Annotated in this window: 12 protein-coding genes and 2 tRNA genes; 11 read left to right on the top strand and 3 right to left on the bottom strand. The window is 59.3% G+C overall.

The window, feature by feature from the left end; genetic code table 11:
* Positions 1 to 14: 14 nt before the first annotated feature.
* The gene (locus F8N44_RS18965) at positions 15 to 968 is read left to right on the top strand and encodes a hypothetical protein (protein WP_077571384.1); all 954 of its coding nucleotides are present in this window, start codon (positions 15 to 17) and stop codon (positions 966 to 968) included.
* A 109-nt stretch (positions 969 to 1077) separates the two neighbouring features.
* On the opposite strand, the gene dinB is transcribed toward F8N44_RS18965, so the two are convergent.
* The gene (gene dinB / locus F8N44_RS18960; protein WP_150651370.1) at positions 1078 to 2139 is read right to left on the bottom strand and encodes a DNA polymerase IV; all 1062 of its coding nucleotides are present in this window, start codon (positions 2137 to 2139) and stop codon (positions 1078 to 1080) included.
* Positions 2140 to 2419: 280 nt separating this feature from the next.
* Between dinB and F8N44_RS18955 the strand changes: the two genes are divergently transcribed.
* From F8N44_RS18955 to F8N44_RS18940, 4 genes are all read left to right on the top strand, one after another.
* Positions 2420 to 2496, top strand: a tRNA-Met gene (locus F8N44_RS18955).
* Between the two features lie 222 nt (positions 2497 to 2718).
* Positions 2719 to 2795: transfer RNA gene (locus tag F8N44_RS18950), tRNA-Met, on the top strand.
* Positions 2796 to 3074: 279 nt separating this feature from the next.
* Positions 3075 to 5714, top strand: coding sequence for a bifunctional lysylphosphatidylglycerol flippase/synthetase MprF (mprF, locus tag F8N44_RS18945; RefSeq protein WP_150651369.1), 2640 nt, complete (start codon positions 3075 to 3077; stop codon positions 5712 to 5714).
* Positions 5714 to 7009: a virulence factor family protein gene (locus F8N44_RS18940; RefSeq protein ID WP_150651368.1), complete on the top strand. Its 1296-nt coding sequence runs from the start codon at positions 5714 to 5716 to the stop codon at positions 7007 to 7009. Before mprF ends, F8N44_RS18940 begins: the two co-directional genes overlap by 1 nt.
* 197 nt (positions 7010 to 7206) lie before the next feature.
* On the opposite strand, the gene F8N44_RS31385 is transcribed toward F8N44_RS18940, so the two are convergent.
* Entirely contained in the window at positions 7207 to 7368 is a 162-nt protein-coding gene (locus F8N44_RS31385) for a hypothetical protein (RefSeq protein WP_191630922.1), read from the bottom strand.
* A 356-nt stretch (positions 7369 to 7724) separates the two neighbouring features.
* Between F8N44_RS31385 and F8N44_RS18935 the strand changes: the two genes are divergently transcribed.
* Positions 7725 to 8054 carry a DUF3077 domain-containing protein gene (locus F8N44_RS18935; RefSeq protein WP_150651367.1) on the top strand — a complete coding sequence of 110 codons (330 nt, stop codon included), beginning with the start codon at positions 7725 to 7727 and terminating at the stop codon, positions 8052 to 8054.
* Positions 8055 to 8251: 197 nt separating this feature from the next.
* Here the strand turns inward: F8N44_RS18935 and F8N44_RS18925 are convergent, their stop codons facing one another.
* Complete coding sequence (locus F8N44_RS18925; protein ID WP_371857626.1) at positions 8252 to 10093, bottom strand: potassium transporter Kup; 1842 nt, start codon at positions 10091 to 10093, stop codon at positions 8252 to 8254.
* A gap of 349 nt (positions 10094 to 10442) precedes the next feature.
* Between F8N44_RS18925 and rimO the strand changes: the two genes are divergently transcribed.
* The 5 genes from rimO to F8N44_RS18895 all read left to right on the top strand — a co-directional run bounded on the left by rimO (position 10443) and on the right by F8N44_RS18895 (position 15037).
* Positions 10443 to 11780: a 30S ribosomal protein S12 methylthiotransferase RimO gene (gene rimO / locus F8N44_RS18920; protein WP_095188906.1), complete on the top strand. Its 1338-nt coding sequence runs from the start codon at positions 10443 to 10445 to the stop codon at positions 11778 to 11780.
* 439 nt (positions 11781 to 12219) lie between these two features.
* Positions 12220 to 12693, top strand: a complete 474-nt coding sequence (locus F8N44_RS18915; protein ID WP_150651365.1) for a GNAT family N-acetyltransferase — start codon at positions 12220 to 12222, stop codon at positions 12691 to 12693.
* A gap of 191 nt (positions 12694 to 12884) precedes the next feature.
* The gene (locus F8N44_RS18905) at positions 12885 to 13595 is read left to right on the top strand and encodes an rRNA pseudouridine synthase (RefSeq protein WP_150651363.1); all 711 of its coding nucleotides are present in this window, start codon (positions 12885 to 12887) and stop codon (positions 13593 to 13595) included.
* A gap of 72 nt (positions 13596 to 13667) precedes the next feature.
* Entirely contained in the window at positions 13668 to 14138 is a 471-nt protein-coding gene (locus F8N44_RS18900; RefSeq protein ID WP_064393114.1) for a DUF1456 family protein, read from the top strand.
* A 128-nt stretch (positions 14139 to 14266) separates the two neighbouring features.
* On the top strand, positions 14267 to 15037 hold the full coding sequence (locus tag F8N44_RS18895) for an SDR family oxidoreductase (RefSeq protein ID WP_150651362.1): 771 nt from the start codon (positions 14267 to 14269) through the stop codon (positions 15035 to 15037).
* The last annotated feature ends 108 nt before the right edge of the window (positions 15038 to 15145 follow it).

Below are 15145 nucleotides of genomic sequence, written 5' to 3'. Positions count from 1 at the left end.
CAGATAGAGACGTCATGTTCAAGCGAAACACCTTAGGCCTCGGAGGCACCGCCCTGTGCGGTGCCCTGCTGGTCAGCGGCTGTGCCAATCACATGTCACAACGCAGCGAGCACGAAGAGCGGGTCGAGCGAAAGTTACTCGACCATAGCCTGCAGATTGATGTCGGTGAGCCTAAGGAGCTTGAGCTGCCGCAGCGACGCGTGAAGATCAACGAACAGAAGACTTTTGAAGTCACCGAGTTCGAAGTGACGCGTCGCTACGATCGCTACACGCCTTACCAGCCTTGGCGGGAGGTCTACGAGATCCCGCTGGGCGCGGTGGCCGTAGTCGGTGGCGTCGGCGCCAACGTGGTCAACGTGTTTGCCCTCGGCAACCTGCCGGACAGCGTCACCAAGGACTGGCTGAGCTACGGTTTTGCCGGGCTCAACCCGTTCATGAACGTGCAGTCCAACGGTCGTGCTCAACAGAACCTCGCCGGTATCGATGAAGTCCAGCGCGACAAGCGCACGGAGTATTCGAGCCTGCCGTGGAGCGAGCGCCCGGTGCAGGTCAAGGCTGGCAAGCAGACCTTCGACATGACCACCGATCGTAACGGTGTGCTGCGTCTGAACCTGCTCGACAGTCCGTTTGCCGAAAATGACCTCAATCACGTCGGCAAACTGCAGATCAGCGTCGAAGATGCCAAGGATGACGTGCACTCGGACTCATCGCTGATGATCAGCAGTCATTTACGTGGCAAGCTGCTGGAAGCCCACGGGCTGATTTATGACGACCTGGAAGACGACGAAGTGAGTCAGTGGGTGCACCGGGTCAAACGTCTGTCGGAACTGGGTCTGGAAGAAGAAGCCAGCGAACTGGAACAAAGCCTGATCGAACTGACGCGCAACGATCCTGAGTTGCAGACTGAGTTTCTCAAGTCGCTGACCAAGGATGCCGGGCGTCTGGTGGCGGATCCAGGTCCGAACTAAAAGCTAAAAGCTAAAAGCTTCGCGAGCAGGCTCGCTCCCACAGGGTGGAATACATTCCAAATGTGGGAGCGAGCCTGCTCGCGAAGAGGCCCTGACAAACACCGCAAATCTACCGCTCAAACAACTCCATCTGCTCAAACCCGCCGCGCAAATCCTCCAGCCTCACCCCAACCCCCAACAACCGCACTGGTTTCCCGCCGCGATTGAACGCCTGCGTCAGCATCAACTGATAACTGCCCAGATCCCGCCCTGCCCCGGCTTGCTCCAGTGTCGTCTGGGTAAAGTCATGAAATTTCACTTTGACGAACGGCTTGCCCGGTCGATAACTGCTGTCGATCCGCGCCATACGGGTTTTCAGGGTTTCCAACAGCTCCGGCAATTTATCCAGGCAACTGCGCAAGTCCGGCAGATCAACGTCGTAGGTATTTTCCACACTGATCGACTGACGCCGACTGTCGTTATGCACCAGCCGGTCATCGATCCCACGGGCGAGACTCCACAGTCGCTCACCAAAACTGCCGAATTCGCGTACCAGCGCCAGCTTGTCCCACTCGCGCAATTGCAGGCAGTCGACGATGCCGAGCCTGCCCAGTTTGTCGGCGGTGACCTTGCCGACACCGTGCAACTTACTCACCGGCAAACCGCTGACAAAATCCTCCACCTGATCCGGCGTAATAACGAACAAGCCGTTGGGCTTTTTCCAGTCGCTGGCGATTTTCGCCAGAAACTTGTTCGGCGCGACCCCAGCAGAAACGGTGATGTGCAATTGATTGGAGACTCGGCGACGGATGTCCTGAGCGATGCGCGTGGCGCTGCCGCCAAAATGCGCACTGTCGGATACGTCGAGATAGGCCTCATCCAGCGACAGCGGTTCAATCAGGTCGGTGTAGTCGCTGAAGATCGTGTGTATTTCTTTCGACGCTTCGCGATAGGCGTCCATGCGCGGCTTGACGATGGTCAGATCCGGACACAGTTTCAAGGCATGCCCCGACGCCATCGCCGAACGCACGCCATACGCGCGCGCTTCATAGTTGCAGGTGGCGATCACCCCGCGCCGGTCCGCCGAACCACCCACCGCCAACGGCTTCCTAGCCAGACGCGGGTCATCGCGCATCTCTATGGCGGCGTAAAAGCAATCGCAGTCGATGTGGATGATTTTTCGCTGAGTCATGTCAGAAAAGGAAATGTGGCAAGCCGGACCTGCAGTATCTCACTGACACCTGTATATAGCACCAGTGGTATGAATGTTCTTTCCAGGCGGTAGGAAATGTCCTTTGAATTTATTTTCTCAATCGACGAGCGGCCACCAATAGAGCTAAAAGCCTTGTCCCACCTGCCCTGCAGCGTAAAAAACACCCGAGAAAGAACGCTAACCGATTGAACCTCAACAGATTTTATCCAGATTGCGGGTTGACACCCCGGCGTTCCTCTGTAGAATGCCGACACACAGACGCGGGATGGAGCAGTCTGGTAGCTCGTCGGGCTCATAACCCGAAGGTCGTCGGTTCAAATCCGGCTCCCGCAACCAAACATCAAAAAAGGCTACTCGAAAGAGTGGCCTTTTTTGTGCGCGTCTGTTTTGTGGATTTGCTCTTTATATAGAGAAGCGATCGCCAAACAGGAATTCGTTGCATTTCCGAAACTTAACGCGCCACCTGCGACCGTTTGACGCGATTGCACACTTATTTGACCCTTTACGGGATTAGCGGTTGACACCTCGCCGTTCGCCTGTAAAATGCCGCCACACAGACGCGGGATGGAGCAGTCTGGTAGCTCGTCGGGCTCATAACCCGAAGGTCGTCGGTTCAAATCCGGCTCCCGCAACCAAACATCAAAAAAGGCTACTCGAAAGAGTGGCCTTTTTTGTATCTGTTGAAAAAGTCCTTTCGCAACAATGATCTGTCACTGTGCAGTGAACCGCTTGGGATCTTCAGAGGTGCTGACTTGCGACTATGCTTGAGTCGCAGGCAACGCCTCTGCAATCCAGGAACTGCCCTCGCCGATACCCGGTGAGAGGCGTAGTATTTTGTGATTATTTTTTTCTACAGGGATTGGTAACTTGGCTGGATACCTCCATCCTGTCGCGCACAATCCAAGAGGTGATTGATGCGCGCCAACTCGTCTGATCCACAAGACACCGTCACAGCGGAACACCCGATCAAACCCGAGCGCTTGCGCTTGCTGGATCGGTTGAGCAAATACCGACAACCGATTGGTCTGGCGGTGACTTTGCTGCTGTTCGCCATTGCGCTGATTGCCTGTCGTCATCTGCTCGCCGAACTCGATCTCGATGCGCTGCACGACTCGATTCTCGACGTGCCGAAACCCGCCCTGCTCGGCGCATTCGCTGCGACCGTGATCGGCTTCATCATTCTGCTCGGCTACGAATGGTCGGCCAGCCGCTATGCCGGCGTGACTTTGCCACCGCGCACATTGGCGCTGGGCGGCTTCACCGCGTTTGCGATTGGCAATGCGATCGGTCTGTCGCTGCTGTCCGGCGGTTCGGTGCGTTACCGTTTATATGCACGACTGGGTCTGGGCGCTTCAGAAGTCGCGCACATGACGTTGTTCGCCAGCCTGTCGCTGGGTTGCGCCTTGCCACCGCTGGCCGCACTGGCAACGCTGAGCGACCTGCCTGCTGCCTCGCAGGCGCTGGGTTTGTCCGAAGGCCTGCTCGGCACAGTCGCCGCTGTCGTGCTGGCGCTTGGCGCAGTACTGGCTATCGGCATCTACCGTCGGCGCCTGCCGGAACAACCGTTGCGCGACAACCTGCTGGTCAGGGTTGGCCGCCGCACGTTGCGCTTGCCGGGGCGTCGCCTGACCTTCCTGCAACTTATCATCACCGCCCTCGACGTTGCGGCTGCCGCCACGGTCCTTTATCTGTTGCTGCCGGAAGCGCCGCCGTTTGGTGCGTTCCTGCTGGTGTATCTGCTGGCACTGGCTGCCGGCGTACTCAGCCACGTACCCGGCGGCGTGGGCGTCTTCGAAGCGATTCTGCTGGCCGCTTTCGCTGACAAGCTCGGTGCCGCGCCTCTCGCCGCTGCGCTGCTGCTGTATCGCCTGATCTACGTGGTGCTGCCGCTGCTGGTGGCCTGCGTATTCCTGCTGATCAATGAAGGTCAACGCCTGTTTCAAACCCAGACCATGCGCGCGGCGTCCGGTCTGGCGGCACCGATTCTGGCGGTGCTGGTGTTTCTGTCCGGCGTGGTGCTGCTGTTTTCCGGCGCTACTCCCGAGATCGATACACGCCTTGAGCACATCGGCTTTCTGATCCCGCATCGTCTGGTCGACGCCTCACACTTCGGCGCCAGCCTGATCGGTGTGCTCTGCCTGATGCTCGCCCAGGGCCTGCGCCGTCGCCTGTCGGCCGCGTGGATGCTCACCACCATTCTGTTGCTGGTTGGCGCCCTGCTCTCGCTGCTTAAAGGCTTCGACTGGGAAGAAGCGACGCTGATGACACTGACGGCTGCGCTGCTCGGTGTGTTCCGTCGCTCGTTCTATCGTCCGAGTCGCCTGACCGAACTGCCTTTCTCGCCGCTGTATCTGGTGGCCAGCCTCTGTGTGCTGGGCGCTTCGACATGGCTGCTGCTGTTCGCCTATCAGGACGTGCCGTACAGCCATCAACTGTGGTGGCAGTTCACCCTGGATGCTGACGCCCCGCGTGGCCTGCGCTCGCTGCTCGGCGCCGCCGTCCTGCTGCTGGTGATCGCGTTGACCTGGCTGCTGCGCACCGCGCGCCCGGTCATTCACCTGCCGACGCCTGACGAACTCGATCGTGCAGCGAAGATCCTGATGGCGTCGTCGCAACCCGACGGTGGCCTCGCGCTGACTGGTGACAAGGCGCTGCTGTTTCACCAGAACGACGAAGCGTTCCTGATGTACGCGCGCCGTGGCCGCAGTCTGGTGGCCCTGTACGACCCGATCGGCCCCGGCCAGCAACGCGCCGAGATGATCTGGCAGTTCCGCGACCTCTGTGACATTCACCACGCCCGCCCGGTGTTCTACCAGGTGCGCGCGGAGAACCTGCCGTACTACATGGACATCGGCCTGACCGCAATCAAACTCGGCGAAGAAGCCCGGGTCGACCTGCATCGCTTTGACCTGGAAGCCAAGGGCAAAGAGATGAAGGACCTGCGCTACACCTGGAACCGTGGCACCCGCGATGGCTTGTCGCTGGAAATCCACGAACCGGGTCAGGCGCCGATGGACGAACTGAAAGTGATTTCCGATGCGTGGCTGACCGGCAAGAACGTGCGTGAGAAAGGCTTCTCCCTCGGCCGTTTCAGCGACGAATACCTGAAGCATTTCCGCATCGCGGTGATTCGCTTCGAAGGTCGCCCGGTGGCATTCGCCAACCTGCTCGAGACTTACAGCCACGACCTGGCCAGTCTCGACCTGATGCGCGCGCACCCGGACGCCCCCAAGCTGACCATGGAATTCATGATGGTCGGCCTGATTCAACACTATAAGAGTCACGGATACGCGCGCTTCAGCCTGGGCATGGTGCCGTTGTCGGGGTTGCAACCCCGGCGTGGTGCACCGCTGACCCAGCGTCTGGGCTCGATGGTTTTCCGCCGTGGTGAGCAGCTGTACAACTTCCAAGGCTTGCGCCGCTTCAAAGACAAGTTCCAGCCCGACTGGGAACCCCGTTATATGGCCGTGCCCGCCGGACTCGATCCGCTGGTGGCGCTGGCCGACACTGCTGCCCTGATCGCGGGCGGCTTGACTGGATTGGTGAAACGCTGATGATTCAACGCTCCCTGAAGTACATCCTGGCTGCACTGATCGTGCTGGCCGTGATTGCCGGCGGCGGTTTCTGGTACCTCAAACGTCCGGCACCGGAACCAACGCTCGAACCTGTTACGGCGGCAGACGGCACCGTTTTGATCCGAGTCATCCCCGGCACCAAACCCAAGGCGCAGGTGCTGGTCGCGGTCAACGACGACCAGAAACTCTCTGAAAAACAACTGACCACCCTGAGCCGCAGCGCCTCGGCGCAGATCGTTCAGGTGATTCTGCCCAAGGACTGCTTGCTGCAAAGCCGCGCTCTGCAAACCGGTCTGCGCGAACTGAACGGCCCGGCTACGCTGGTCAGCGGTATCGGCCCCGGCGCGGTATTGGCCTGGCGTTGGTTGTCCGAGCAAAAGGACGACAAGGCCCAAGCGATTTCCGTGGACCTCGCGCTGGAAAAACCCGGCTGCACTCACCTGTTGCCGAAATCCGCCGCGCATGGTCACTGGCTGGTGGCATGGAACGACAACCCGGATGATGCCAGCGCGGGTTTTGTACGCGATCAACCAAACGCCGAAACCAGCATCAGCGACTACGACATCAACCTGCCGCAAGTGCTGAACAACGAACTGCGCAAAATCCTCGTTGGTGGCGACAAGGCCAACGGTGGTCTGGCGATCCCGGTGGTTGAAGTGCCGGCCGGCCAAGCCAAAGACACCGTGACCCTGTTCCTCTCCGGTGACGGCGGCTGGCGCGACCTCGACCGCGACGTCGCGGGCGAAATGGCCAAGATTGGCTATCCGGTGGTCGGCATCGACACCCTGCGCTACTACTGGCAGCACAAGAGCCCGGAGCAAAGCGCGCTGGACCTGACCGAACTGATGCAGCATTACCGGCAGAAATGGGGCACCAAGCGCTTCATCCTCACCGGTTACTCGTTCGGTGCTGACGTACTGCCAGCGATCTACAACCGCCTGCCGGACACCGAGCAGCAGCGCGTAGACGCAATCATCCTGCTGGCCTTCGCCCGCACCGGCAGCTTCGAAATCGAAGTCGAAGGCTGGTTGGGTAACGCCGGCAAAGAAGCCGCCACCGGCCCGGAAATGGCCAAGCTGCCAGCGGCCAAGGTTGTGTGCATCTACGGTGAAGAAGAGACCGATGAAAGTGGCTGCACGGACAAAACTGCGGTGGGCGAGGCAGTCAAACTGCCTGGCGGCCACCACTTCGACGAGAACTACCCGGCGCTGGCCAAGCGCTTGGTGGACTTGATCGAGAAGCGTCAGAGCAAGGACTCGGTCGCCGAAGAGTGATCTGAGCCACGCCCACAAAAAGCCCCCGCAACTTCGCAGTGCGGGGGCTTTTTACATTCCAGCAGCCACGAAAAAACCCTGTGGGAGCGAGCCTGCTCGCGAAAGCGGTGGGTCAGTTTGCAGATTCGTCGACTGACACTACGCCTTCGCGAGCAGGCTCGCTCCCACAGGGGAATTGCGCTGGATTCAAATAATCGTCAATCCTCACAGGCGTACTTTGCCCGCATATCGTCATGGCTGATCACTTGAGCCGGATCGAGGTTGATCAGTCGTTCCATTGCTTCGGCTTCAATTCGAAGGTTCTCGAGATCATCATGCTTTTCTTGTTCCGATGATGCCGTCATACCTGCCTCGCTCATTTGCACACGCCAGTTCGTGTCAGACGTTTAGTATCGTTTACTTCCAGTCTCGCAATATCAGATGACGCCCACAGACCTTGTAGGCAAACTCCGAAACTCGTGTTCGGGCGCTTTGCCGCTCTATTGCGCTGTTTTTCGACGGGATACTCTCCGGACGTCGCTGCCCCATTCAGCGATCGGGTGTGGTAACCCGGAGAAACCATCGCAACAGCGCGCTCCTCAAGTTATGGCGGCTGTGCGTGGGACGCTTTCGGGCGTGCCGGTTTCCTTGGTTCCCGGTTTACCACCCTGCGTACAGTTGCCTCCCTTTCGCGTGGTAACGAAAGTCGCGGCACTTCGAACTAAGGAGTAACACGATGACCGAAACTGATCTGCACGGACTCGCAACCGTTAAAACCATCGGCTTCACCCCTTTCCTCTACAACTCGGATCAAGCGTTCTTCAATGTCCGCGCCGGCATCCCGATCATCGATGCCTTGTCCCAATCCTCAGACCTGCTGTCCCTCGCCAAATCCTTCGCCGAGGATGCAGCCTTCATCAAAGACACCGACCGCCATGCCTGGGCTGCGCATTACCTGACGGTGATGGGCAAAGCTTTGATTGATGATGTGATTCAGGCGTTGATCCCACGACCTGCGCGGACGAAGACTGAATCTGAAGCTGATTTATCTGAACGCACCTCTTGATTCCATCCAATACCCTGTGGGAGCGAGCTTGCTCGCGAAAGCGGTGGGTCAGCCGAAGAATGCTTCTCCTGACACTAAGCCTTCGCGAGCAAGCTCGCTCCCACAGGGGATTTGCAGTGGATTGGAATTTTATGTGAAGCACAAAAAAGCCCCCGACAGCCTTCAAGCTGACGAGGGCTTTTGAGTTGCGGCGGGGCTTACATCTCCACCTGCGTGCCGAGCTCAATCACCCGGTTCAGCGGCAGATTGAAGAACCTCAAGTTCCCATTGGCATTCTTCAACATGAACGCAAACAGCGCTTCACGCCAACGCGCCATGCCTTCCAGTTTCGAGGCAATCACCGTTTCGCGGCTGAGGAAGTAAGTGGTACGCATCGGGCTGAAATCCAGATCATCCAGATGACACAGCTTCAGCGCTTGCGGCACGTCCGGCTCGTCGGTGAAGCCGAAGTGCAGGATCACCCGGAAGAAACCCTCCCCGTGTGCTTCCACTTCGAAGCGCCGTGATGGCGGTACGCGCGGGATGTCTTCGTAGACCACCGTCAGCAACACCACTTGCTCATGCAACACCTGGTTATGCAGCAGGTTGTGCAACAGCGCATGCGGTACGGCGTCGGAGCGTGCGGTGAGGAACACGGCGGTGCCCTGCACACGATGCGGCGGTTGCACGCGGATGCTGCTGATGAAGATAGGCAGCGGCAGCGCGCCTTCGTCGAGGCGTTCGACCAGCAATTGCTTGCCGCGTTTCCAGGTGGTCATCAGCACAAACAGCGCGATACCGGCGATCACCGGGAATGCGCCGCCCTGCACGATCTTCGGCACGTTGGCAGCGAAGTAGAGACCGTCCACCAGCAGGAAGCCGATCAGCACCGGCACCGCGAGGATCGGTGGCCATTTCCACAGCAGCAGCATCACCGCCGACACCAGAATGGTGGTCATCAGCATGGTGCCGGTCACCGCCACGCCGTAGGCCGAGGCCAGGGCGCCGGAGGATTCGAAGCCGAGCACCAGCAGCACCACACCGACCATCAGCGCCCAGTTCACCGCGCCGATATAGATCTGGCCTTGCTCGTCGCTGGAGGTGTGCTGGATGTACATGCGCGGAATGTAGCCGAGCTGAATTGCCTGACGCGTCAGGGAGAACGCACCGGAAATCACCGCTTGCGAAGCGATCACCGTGGCCAGCGTCGACAGACCGACCAGTGGAATCAGCGCCCAGCTCGGTGCCAGCAGATAGAACGGGTTACGCGCCGCCTCAGGGTTTTCCAGCAGCAAGGCGCCCTGACCGAAGTAATTGAGCACCAGCGCCGGCAAAACCAGAATGAACCACGCGCGGGCAATCGGCTTGCGGCCAAAGTGGCCCATGTCGGCGTACAGCGCTTCGGCACCGGTCAGCGCCAGCACCACGGCGCCGAGGATCGCCACGCCCATGCCCGGATGAACGACGAAGAAATTCACCGCCCAGATCGGGTTCATCGCATGTAACACTTCTGGCGCGTGGCTGATCCCATACACACCGAGGGCGCCGAGGACGAGGAACCAGGTGACCATGATCGGTCCGAACAGAATGCCAATCCGCGCCGTACCGTGTTTCTGAATCAGAAACAGTGCGACAAGAACCACCAACGACAGCGGCACCACCCAATGGTCGATACCATCAAACGCCAGCCCCAGACCTTCAATCGCCGACAGTACGGAAATCGCCGGGGTGATCATGCTGTCGCCATAAAACAGCGCCGCGCCGATCAGTCCGCAAACCACCAGCAACGAGCGCAATTTCTTGCGATGCCCCGCCGCCCGCCGCGCCAGTGCGGTGAGCGCCATGATGCCGCCCTCGCCCTGGTTGTCGGCGCGCAGCACGAACATCATGTATTTGATCGACACGACCCAGATCAGCGACCAGAAGATCAACGACAGAATGCCCAGCACGCCATCGTGATTGACCGATACGCCGTAAGCGCCGGAAAACACTTCTTTGAGGGTGTACAACGGGCTCGTGCCGATGTCGCCGTAAACCACCCCGACCGCCGCGACCAGCATGCTCAGCGGCTTGGTGGCCGAACCCTCGGCGCCTGCCGCATGACTACTTGCCTGACCCATCCAACACTCCTACTTCTCAGAACCGGCTTCTTGAATGAAGCACTATGCTTTGTGGTGCAGCATGCGCTGTTTTACCTGTTGTTACAGACGTTTTGTTGACTGTAAAAAATTGGTAAAGCTCAACGGCGCGAAGCATAGCGCAGCACTCGTCGTATTTCCCTGCATAAAGCTGGTCAAGTGCGTTGCCCGCCGCTAGAATTGCGCACTTTTTGATCAGAGGCGCGCCCTAAGCGCCCGTCCGTCGGCTTTCGCACCAAGAAAGCGATGTCACAAAATACCGAGGTTAGACATGTCCACCACTCCTGCGCCGGCCAATCCAAAGGTTGGCTTTGTATCTCTGGGTTGCCCGAAAGCACTGGTCGACTCCGAGCGCATCCTGACCCAGCTGCGCATGGAAGGTTATGACGTGGTGTCCACCTATCAGGACGCCGACGTTGTAGTCGTCAACACCTGCGGTTTCATCGATTCGGCCAAGGCTGAGTCGCTGGAAGTGATCGGCGAAGCGATCAAGGAAAACGGCAAGGTGATCGTCACCGGTTGCATGGGCGTGGAAGAAGGCAACATCCGCAACGTGCACCCGAGCGTGCTGGCCGTAACCGGTCCGCAGCAGTACGAGCAAGTGGTCAACGCCGTGCACGAAGTCGTGCCGCCGCGTCAGGATCACAACCCGCTGATCGACCTGGTACCGCCGCAAGGCATCAAGCTGACCCCGCGCCACTACGCGTACCTGAAGATTTCCGAAGGCTGCAACCACAGCTGCTCGTTCTGCATCATCCCGTCGATGCGCGGCAAACTGGTCAGCCGTCCGGTTGGTGATGTGTTGGACGAAGCTCAGCGTCTGGTCAAATCCGGCGTTAAAGAGTTGCTGGTCATTTCGCAAGACACCAGCGCCTACGGCGTTGACGTGAAATACCGCACTGGTTTCTGGAACGGCGCGCCGGTGAAAACCCGCATGACCGAACTCTGCGAAGCGCTGAGCACCCTCGGCGTCTGGGTCCGTCTGCACTACGTTTACCCGTACCCGCACGTTGACGAGCTGATCCCGCTGATGGCCGCCGGCAAGATCCTGCCGTACCTGGACATCCCGTTCCAGCACGCCAGCCCGAAAGTGTTGAAGTCGATGAAACGCCCGGCGTTTGAAGACAAGACCCTGGCGCGTATCAAGAACTGGCGCGAAATCTGCCCGGATCTGATCATCCGCTCGACCTTCATCGTCGGCTTCCCGGGCGAAACCGAAGAAGACTTCCAGTACTTGCTGAACTGGCTGACCGAAGCGCAACTCGACCGCGTCGGCTGCTTCCAATACTCGCCGGTGGATGGCGCTCCGGCGAATGATCTGGATCTGGAGATCGTACCGGACGACGTCAAGCAGGACCGTTGGGATCGCTTCATGGCGCACCAGCAGGCGATCAGCTCGGCGCGACTGCAAATGCGCATCGGCCGTGAAATCGAAGTGCTGGTGGACGAAGTCGACGAGCAAGGCGCGGTTGGCCGCTGCTTCTTCGATGCCCCGGAAATCGATGGCAACGTGTTTATTGATAACGGCAGCAATCTGAAGCCGGGTGACAAGGTCTGGTGCAAGGTTACTGACGCTGACGAGTATGACCTGTGGGCTGAGCAGATCTGATCTGAAGATCAAAAGCCCCTCACCCTAGCCCTCTCCCAGAGGGAGAGGGGACTGATCTATGCGTTCTTGCGTGCTGCACCGACCTGAACGTTCGAGTCGGGCTCAGGTTTTGAACAGCATGAAGATCAGCTCCCTTCCCCCTCGCCCTCTCCCGGAGGGCGCGGGGACTGATCTATGTGTTCTTGCGTGCTGCACCGACCTGAACGTTCGAGTCGAACTCAGGTTTTGAACAGCATGAAGATCAGCTCCCTGCCCCCTCGCCCCCTTTGGGGGAGAGGGTTGGGGTGAGGGGGAGAGATCTTGCTGGCGACAGAAATAGCCAGCCAGACACCGCAACAAATACAGAAAGCCCCGCTCTTTTTACAAGATGCGGGGCTTTTTTACGGCTATCGTTTAGCGGGGGATGGACTCCCTTGAAACGGACAAGAGGCAGACAGGCATGCGTCACCATTCGGTCATCCATACGCCGAAACTCAGCGATTATCAGGAACTGACCCGGGTCTGGGAGGCCTCGGTCCGCGCCACCCATGATTTTCTGCCGGACAGTTATATCGAGCTGCTGCGCAATCTGGTGCTGACCCGCTATCTCGATGCGGTAATGCTGGTCTGCACCAAGGACGCCGACCAGCGCATCACCGGATTTGCCGGGGTTGCGGCGGGCAAGATCGAGATGCTGTTCATCGATCCCAATCATCGCGGTCAGGGCTTGGGCAAGAAACTGCTCAACTATGCCATGCAGCATCTGAATGCCGATGAGCTGGACGTCAACGAGCAGAACCCGCAGGCGCTGGGGTTCTACTTCAAGCAGGGTTTCGAGGTGATCGGCCGCTCGGAAGTCGATGGCATGGGCCAGCCGTATCCGTTGCTGCACATGCGCCTGCGACAAAATCAGCAGCGCTCAGGCAACGGCTGACACACCATGGAACTCCTGTGGGAGCGAGCTTGCTCGCGAATGCGGTGTATCAGTCACTGCACATATAGACTGGCAGGACGCCTTCGCGAGCAAGCTCGCTCCAACATTGAATTCAGCGCCTTTAAATGGAACCGGGCTTAACCGGCGCCACACAGGTACAATGCCCACCCCTTTTTTGTTACGGCCCTGTCATGACTGACCCGATTCGCCTCTCCAAACGCCTCATCGAACTGGTCGGTTGCTCCCGCCGGGAGGCCGAGCTGTTCATCGAGGGCGGCTGGGTCACCGTGGACGGCGAAGTGATTGACGAGCCGCAATTCAAGGTTGGCGACCAGAAGGTCGAACTCGACAAGGATGCCAAGGCCACCGCACCGGAGCCGGTGACCATCCTGCTCAACGCACCCGCCGGCATGGATGTCGAGACTGCCATGCAGTCGCTGAGCGCCGAAACCCTCAGCGAAGAGCACCGCTACAGCAAGCGCCCTCTGCGCGGGCACTTCCTGCGCCTGACCGCCAGCTCTGACCTGCAGCCCAAGGCCAGCGGCCTGCTGGTGTTCACTCAGGACTGGAAGATCCTGCGCAAGCTCACCGCCGACGCCGCGAAGATCGAGCAGGAATACGTGGTCGAGGTCGAAGGTGACATGGTCGCCCACGGCCTCAACCGCTTGCAGCACGGCCTGACGCACAAGGGCAAGGAGCTGCCGCCGGTCAAGGCTAGCTGGCAGAACGAAAACCGTCTGCGCTTCGCCATGAAAAACCCGCAGCCCGGCATCATCGCCCAGTTCTGCGAAGCGGTCGGCCTGAAGGTCATCGGCATCCGCCGCATCCGCATCGGCGGCGTCTCGATCGGCAAAGTCCCGGTCGGCCAATGGCGCTACCTGTCCGGCAAAGAGAAGTTCTAAGACTTCCACTGCCGCCACACATTCCGGCAGCGCGCCTGCGTGCTGCCCACAACGCTTATCAGGATTACTCACATGATTCATAACGACGTATTGCGCAGCGTGCGCTACATGCTCGACATCAGCGACAAGAAGGTTGTCGAGATCATCAAACTCGGCGGCATGGACGTAGCGCTCGCCGATGTAGTGACCTGGCTCGACAAGAAAGAAGAAGACGAAGAAGGTTTCGTGCGCTGCCCGGACGAAGTCATCGCGCATTTCCTCGACGGTCTGGTGATCTTCAAGCGTGGCAAGGACGAAAGCCGTCCGCCGCAGCCGATCGAAGTGCCGGTGACCAACAACATCATCCTGAAAAAACTGCGCGTGGCCTTCGAATTGAAAGAAGACGACATGCACGCGATCCTCAAGGCCGCCGAGTTCCCGGTGTCCAAGCCTGAGCTGAGCGCGCTGTTCCGCAAGGTCGGCCACACCAACTACCGCCCGTGTGGCGACCAGTTGCTGCGCAACTTCCTCAAGGGTCTGACCCTGCGCGTTCGCCCAGCCTGATCCTCTCTGCGGTGGTGATCGATGGTCGCCACCGCAACGCATGACCGTTCATTCCCTCCGAAAATAGTGGCTCCGCTTTTCGCGGCTGACGACTAGGGTGTATTGATCCCTAATCCTCAGGACTCGCCATGCACCCGTATTTCTCCCTGCAAGGCCGCACCGCTCTGGTGACCGGCGGCACCCGTGGTATCGGCAAAATGATCGCCAAAGCCTTTGTAGAGGCCGGCGCGCGCGTTTACGTCTGCTCGCGCGACGCCGAAGCCTGCCATCAAACCGCTGAAGAGCTCAGCGCCTTGGGCAAGTGCCACGGCGTGGCGGCGAATCTGGCGACGGAAGAAGGCGTGCAGGAACTGGCCGCGCGCTTGGGTCAGCAGATCACGCATTTGGATATTCTGGTGAACAACGCCGGCACCACTTGGGGCGCGCCGCTGGAGAGCTACCCGGTCAAGGGCTGGGAAAAGGTCATGCAGCTCAACGTAACGTCGGTGTTCACCTGCATCCAGCAGTTTCTGCCGTTGTTGCGCAAGGCTGGCTCGGCAGCGAATCCGGCGCGGATTATCAACATTGGTTCGGTGGCGGGGATTTCTTCGTTTGGCGAGCAGGCGTATGCCTATGGGCCAAGCAAGGCGGCCCTGCATCAGTTGTCGCGGATTCTCGCGCGGGAGCTGGTGAGCCAGCACATCAATGTCAACGTGATCGCACCGGGGCGGTTTCCGAGCAAGATGACTCAGCATATTGGCAGCGATCAGCAGGCGTTGGCTGAGGACACGGCGCTGATTCCGATGAAGCGTTGGGGGCGTGAGGAAGAGATGGCGGCGTTGGCGATCAGTCTGGCGAGTACAGCTGGGGCTTATATGACCGGGAATATTATTCCTCTTGATGGCGGGTTTAGCCTCTGAGATTGGCGGTGCCGCCTTCGCGAGCAGGCTCGCTCCCACATTGGATCTATGGCGTGCAAAAGATCCCTGTGGGAGCGAGCTTGCTCGCGAATAGGCCAGCCCTGCCAC

Origin of the sequence: Pseudomonas fluorescens, from assembly GCF_902497745.1 — a bacterium.
Classification (GTDB): Bacteria; Pseudomonadota; Gammaproteobacteria; order Pseudomonadales; family Pseudomonadaceae; genus Aquipseudomonas; species Aquipseudomonas fluorescens_BM.
This window is presented reverse-complemented; position numbering and strand designations above follow the sequence as displayed.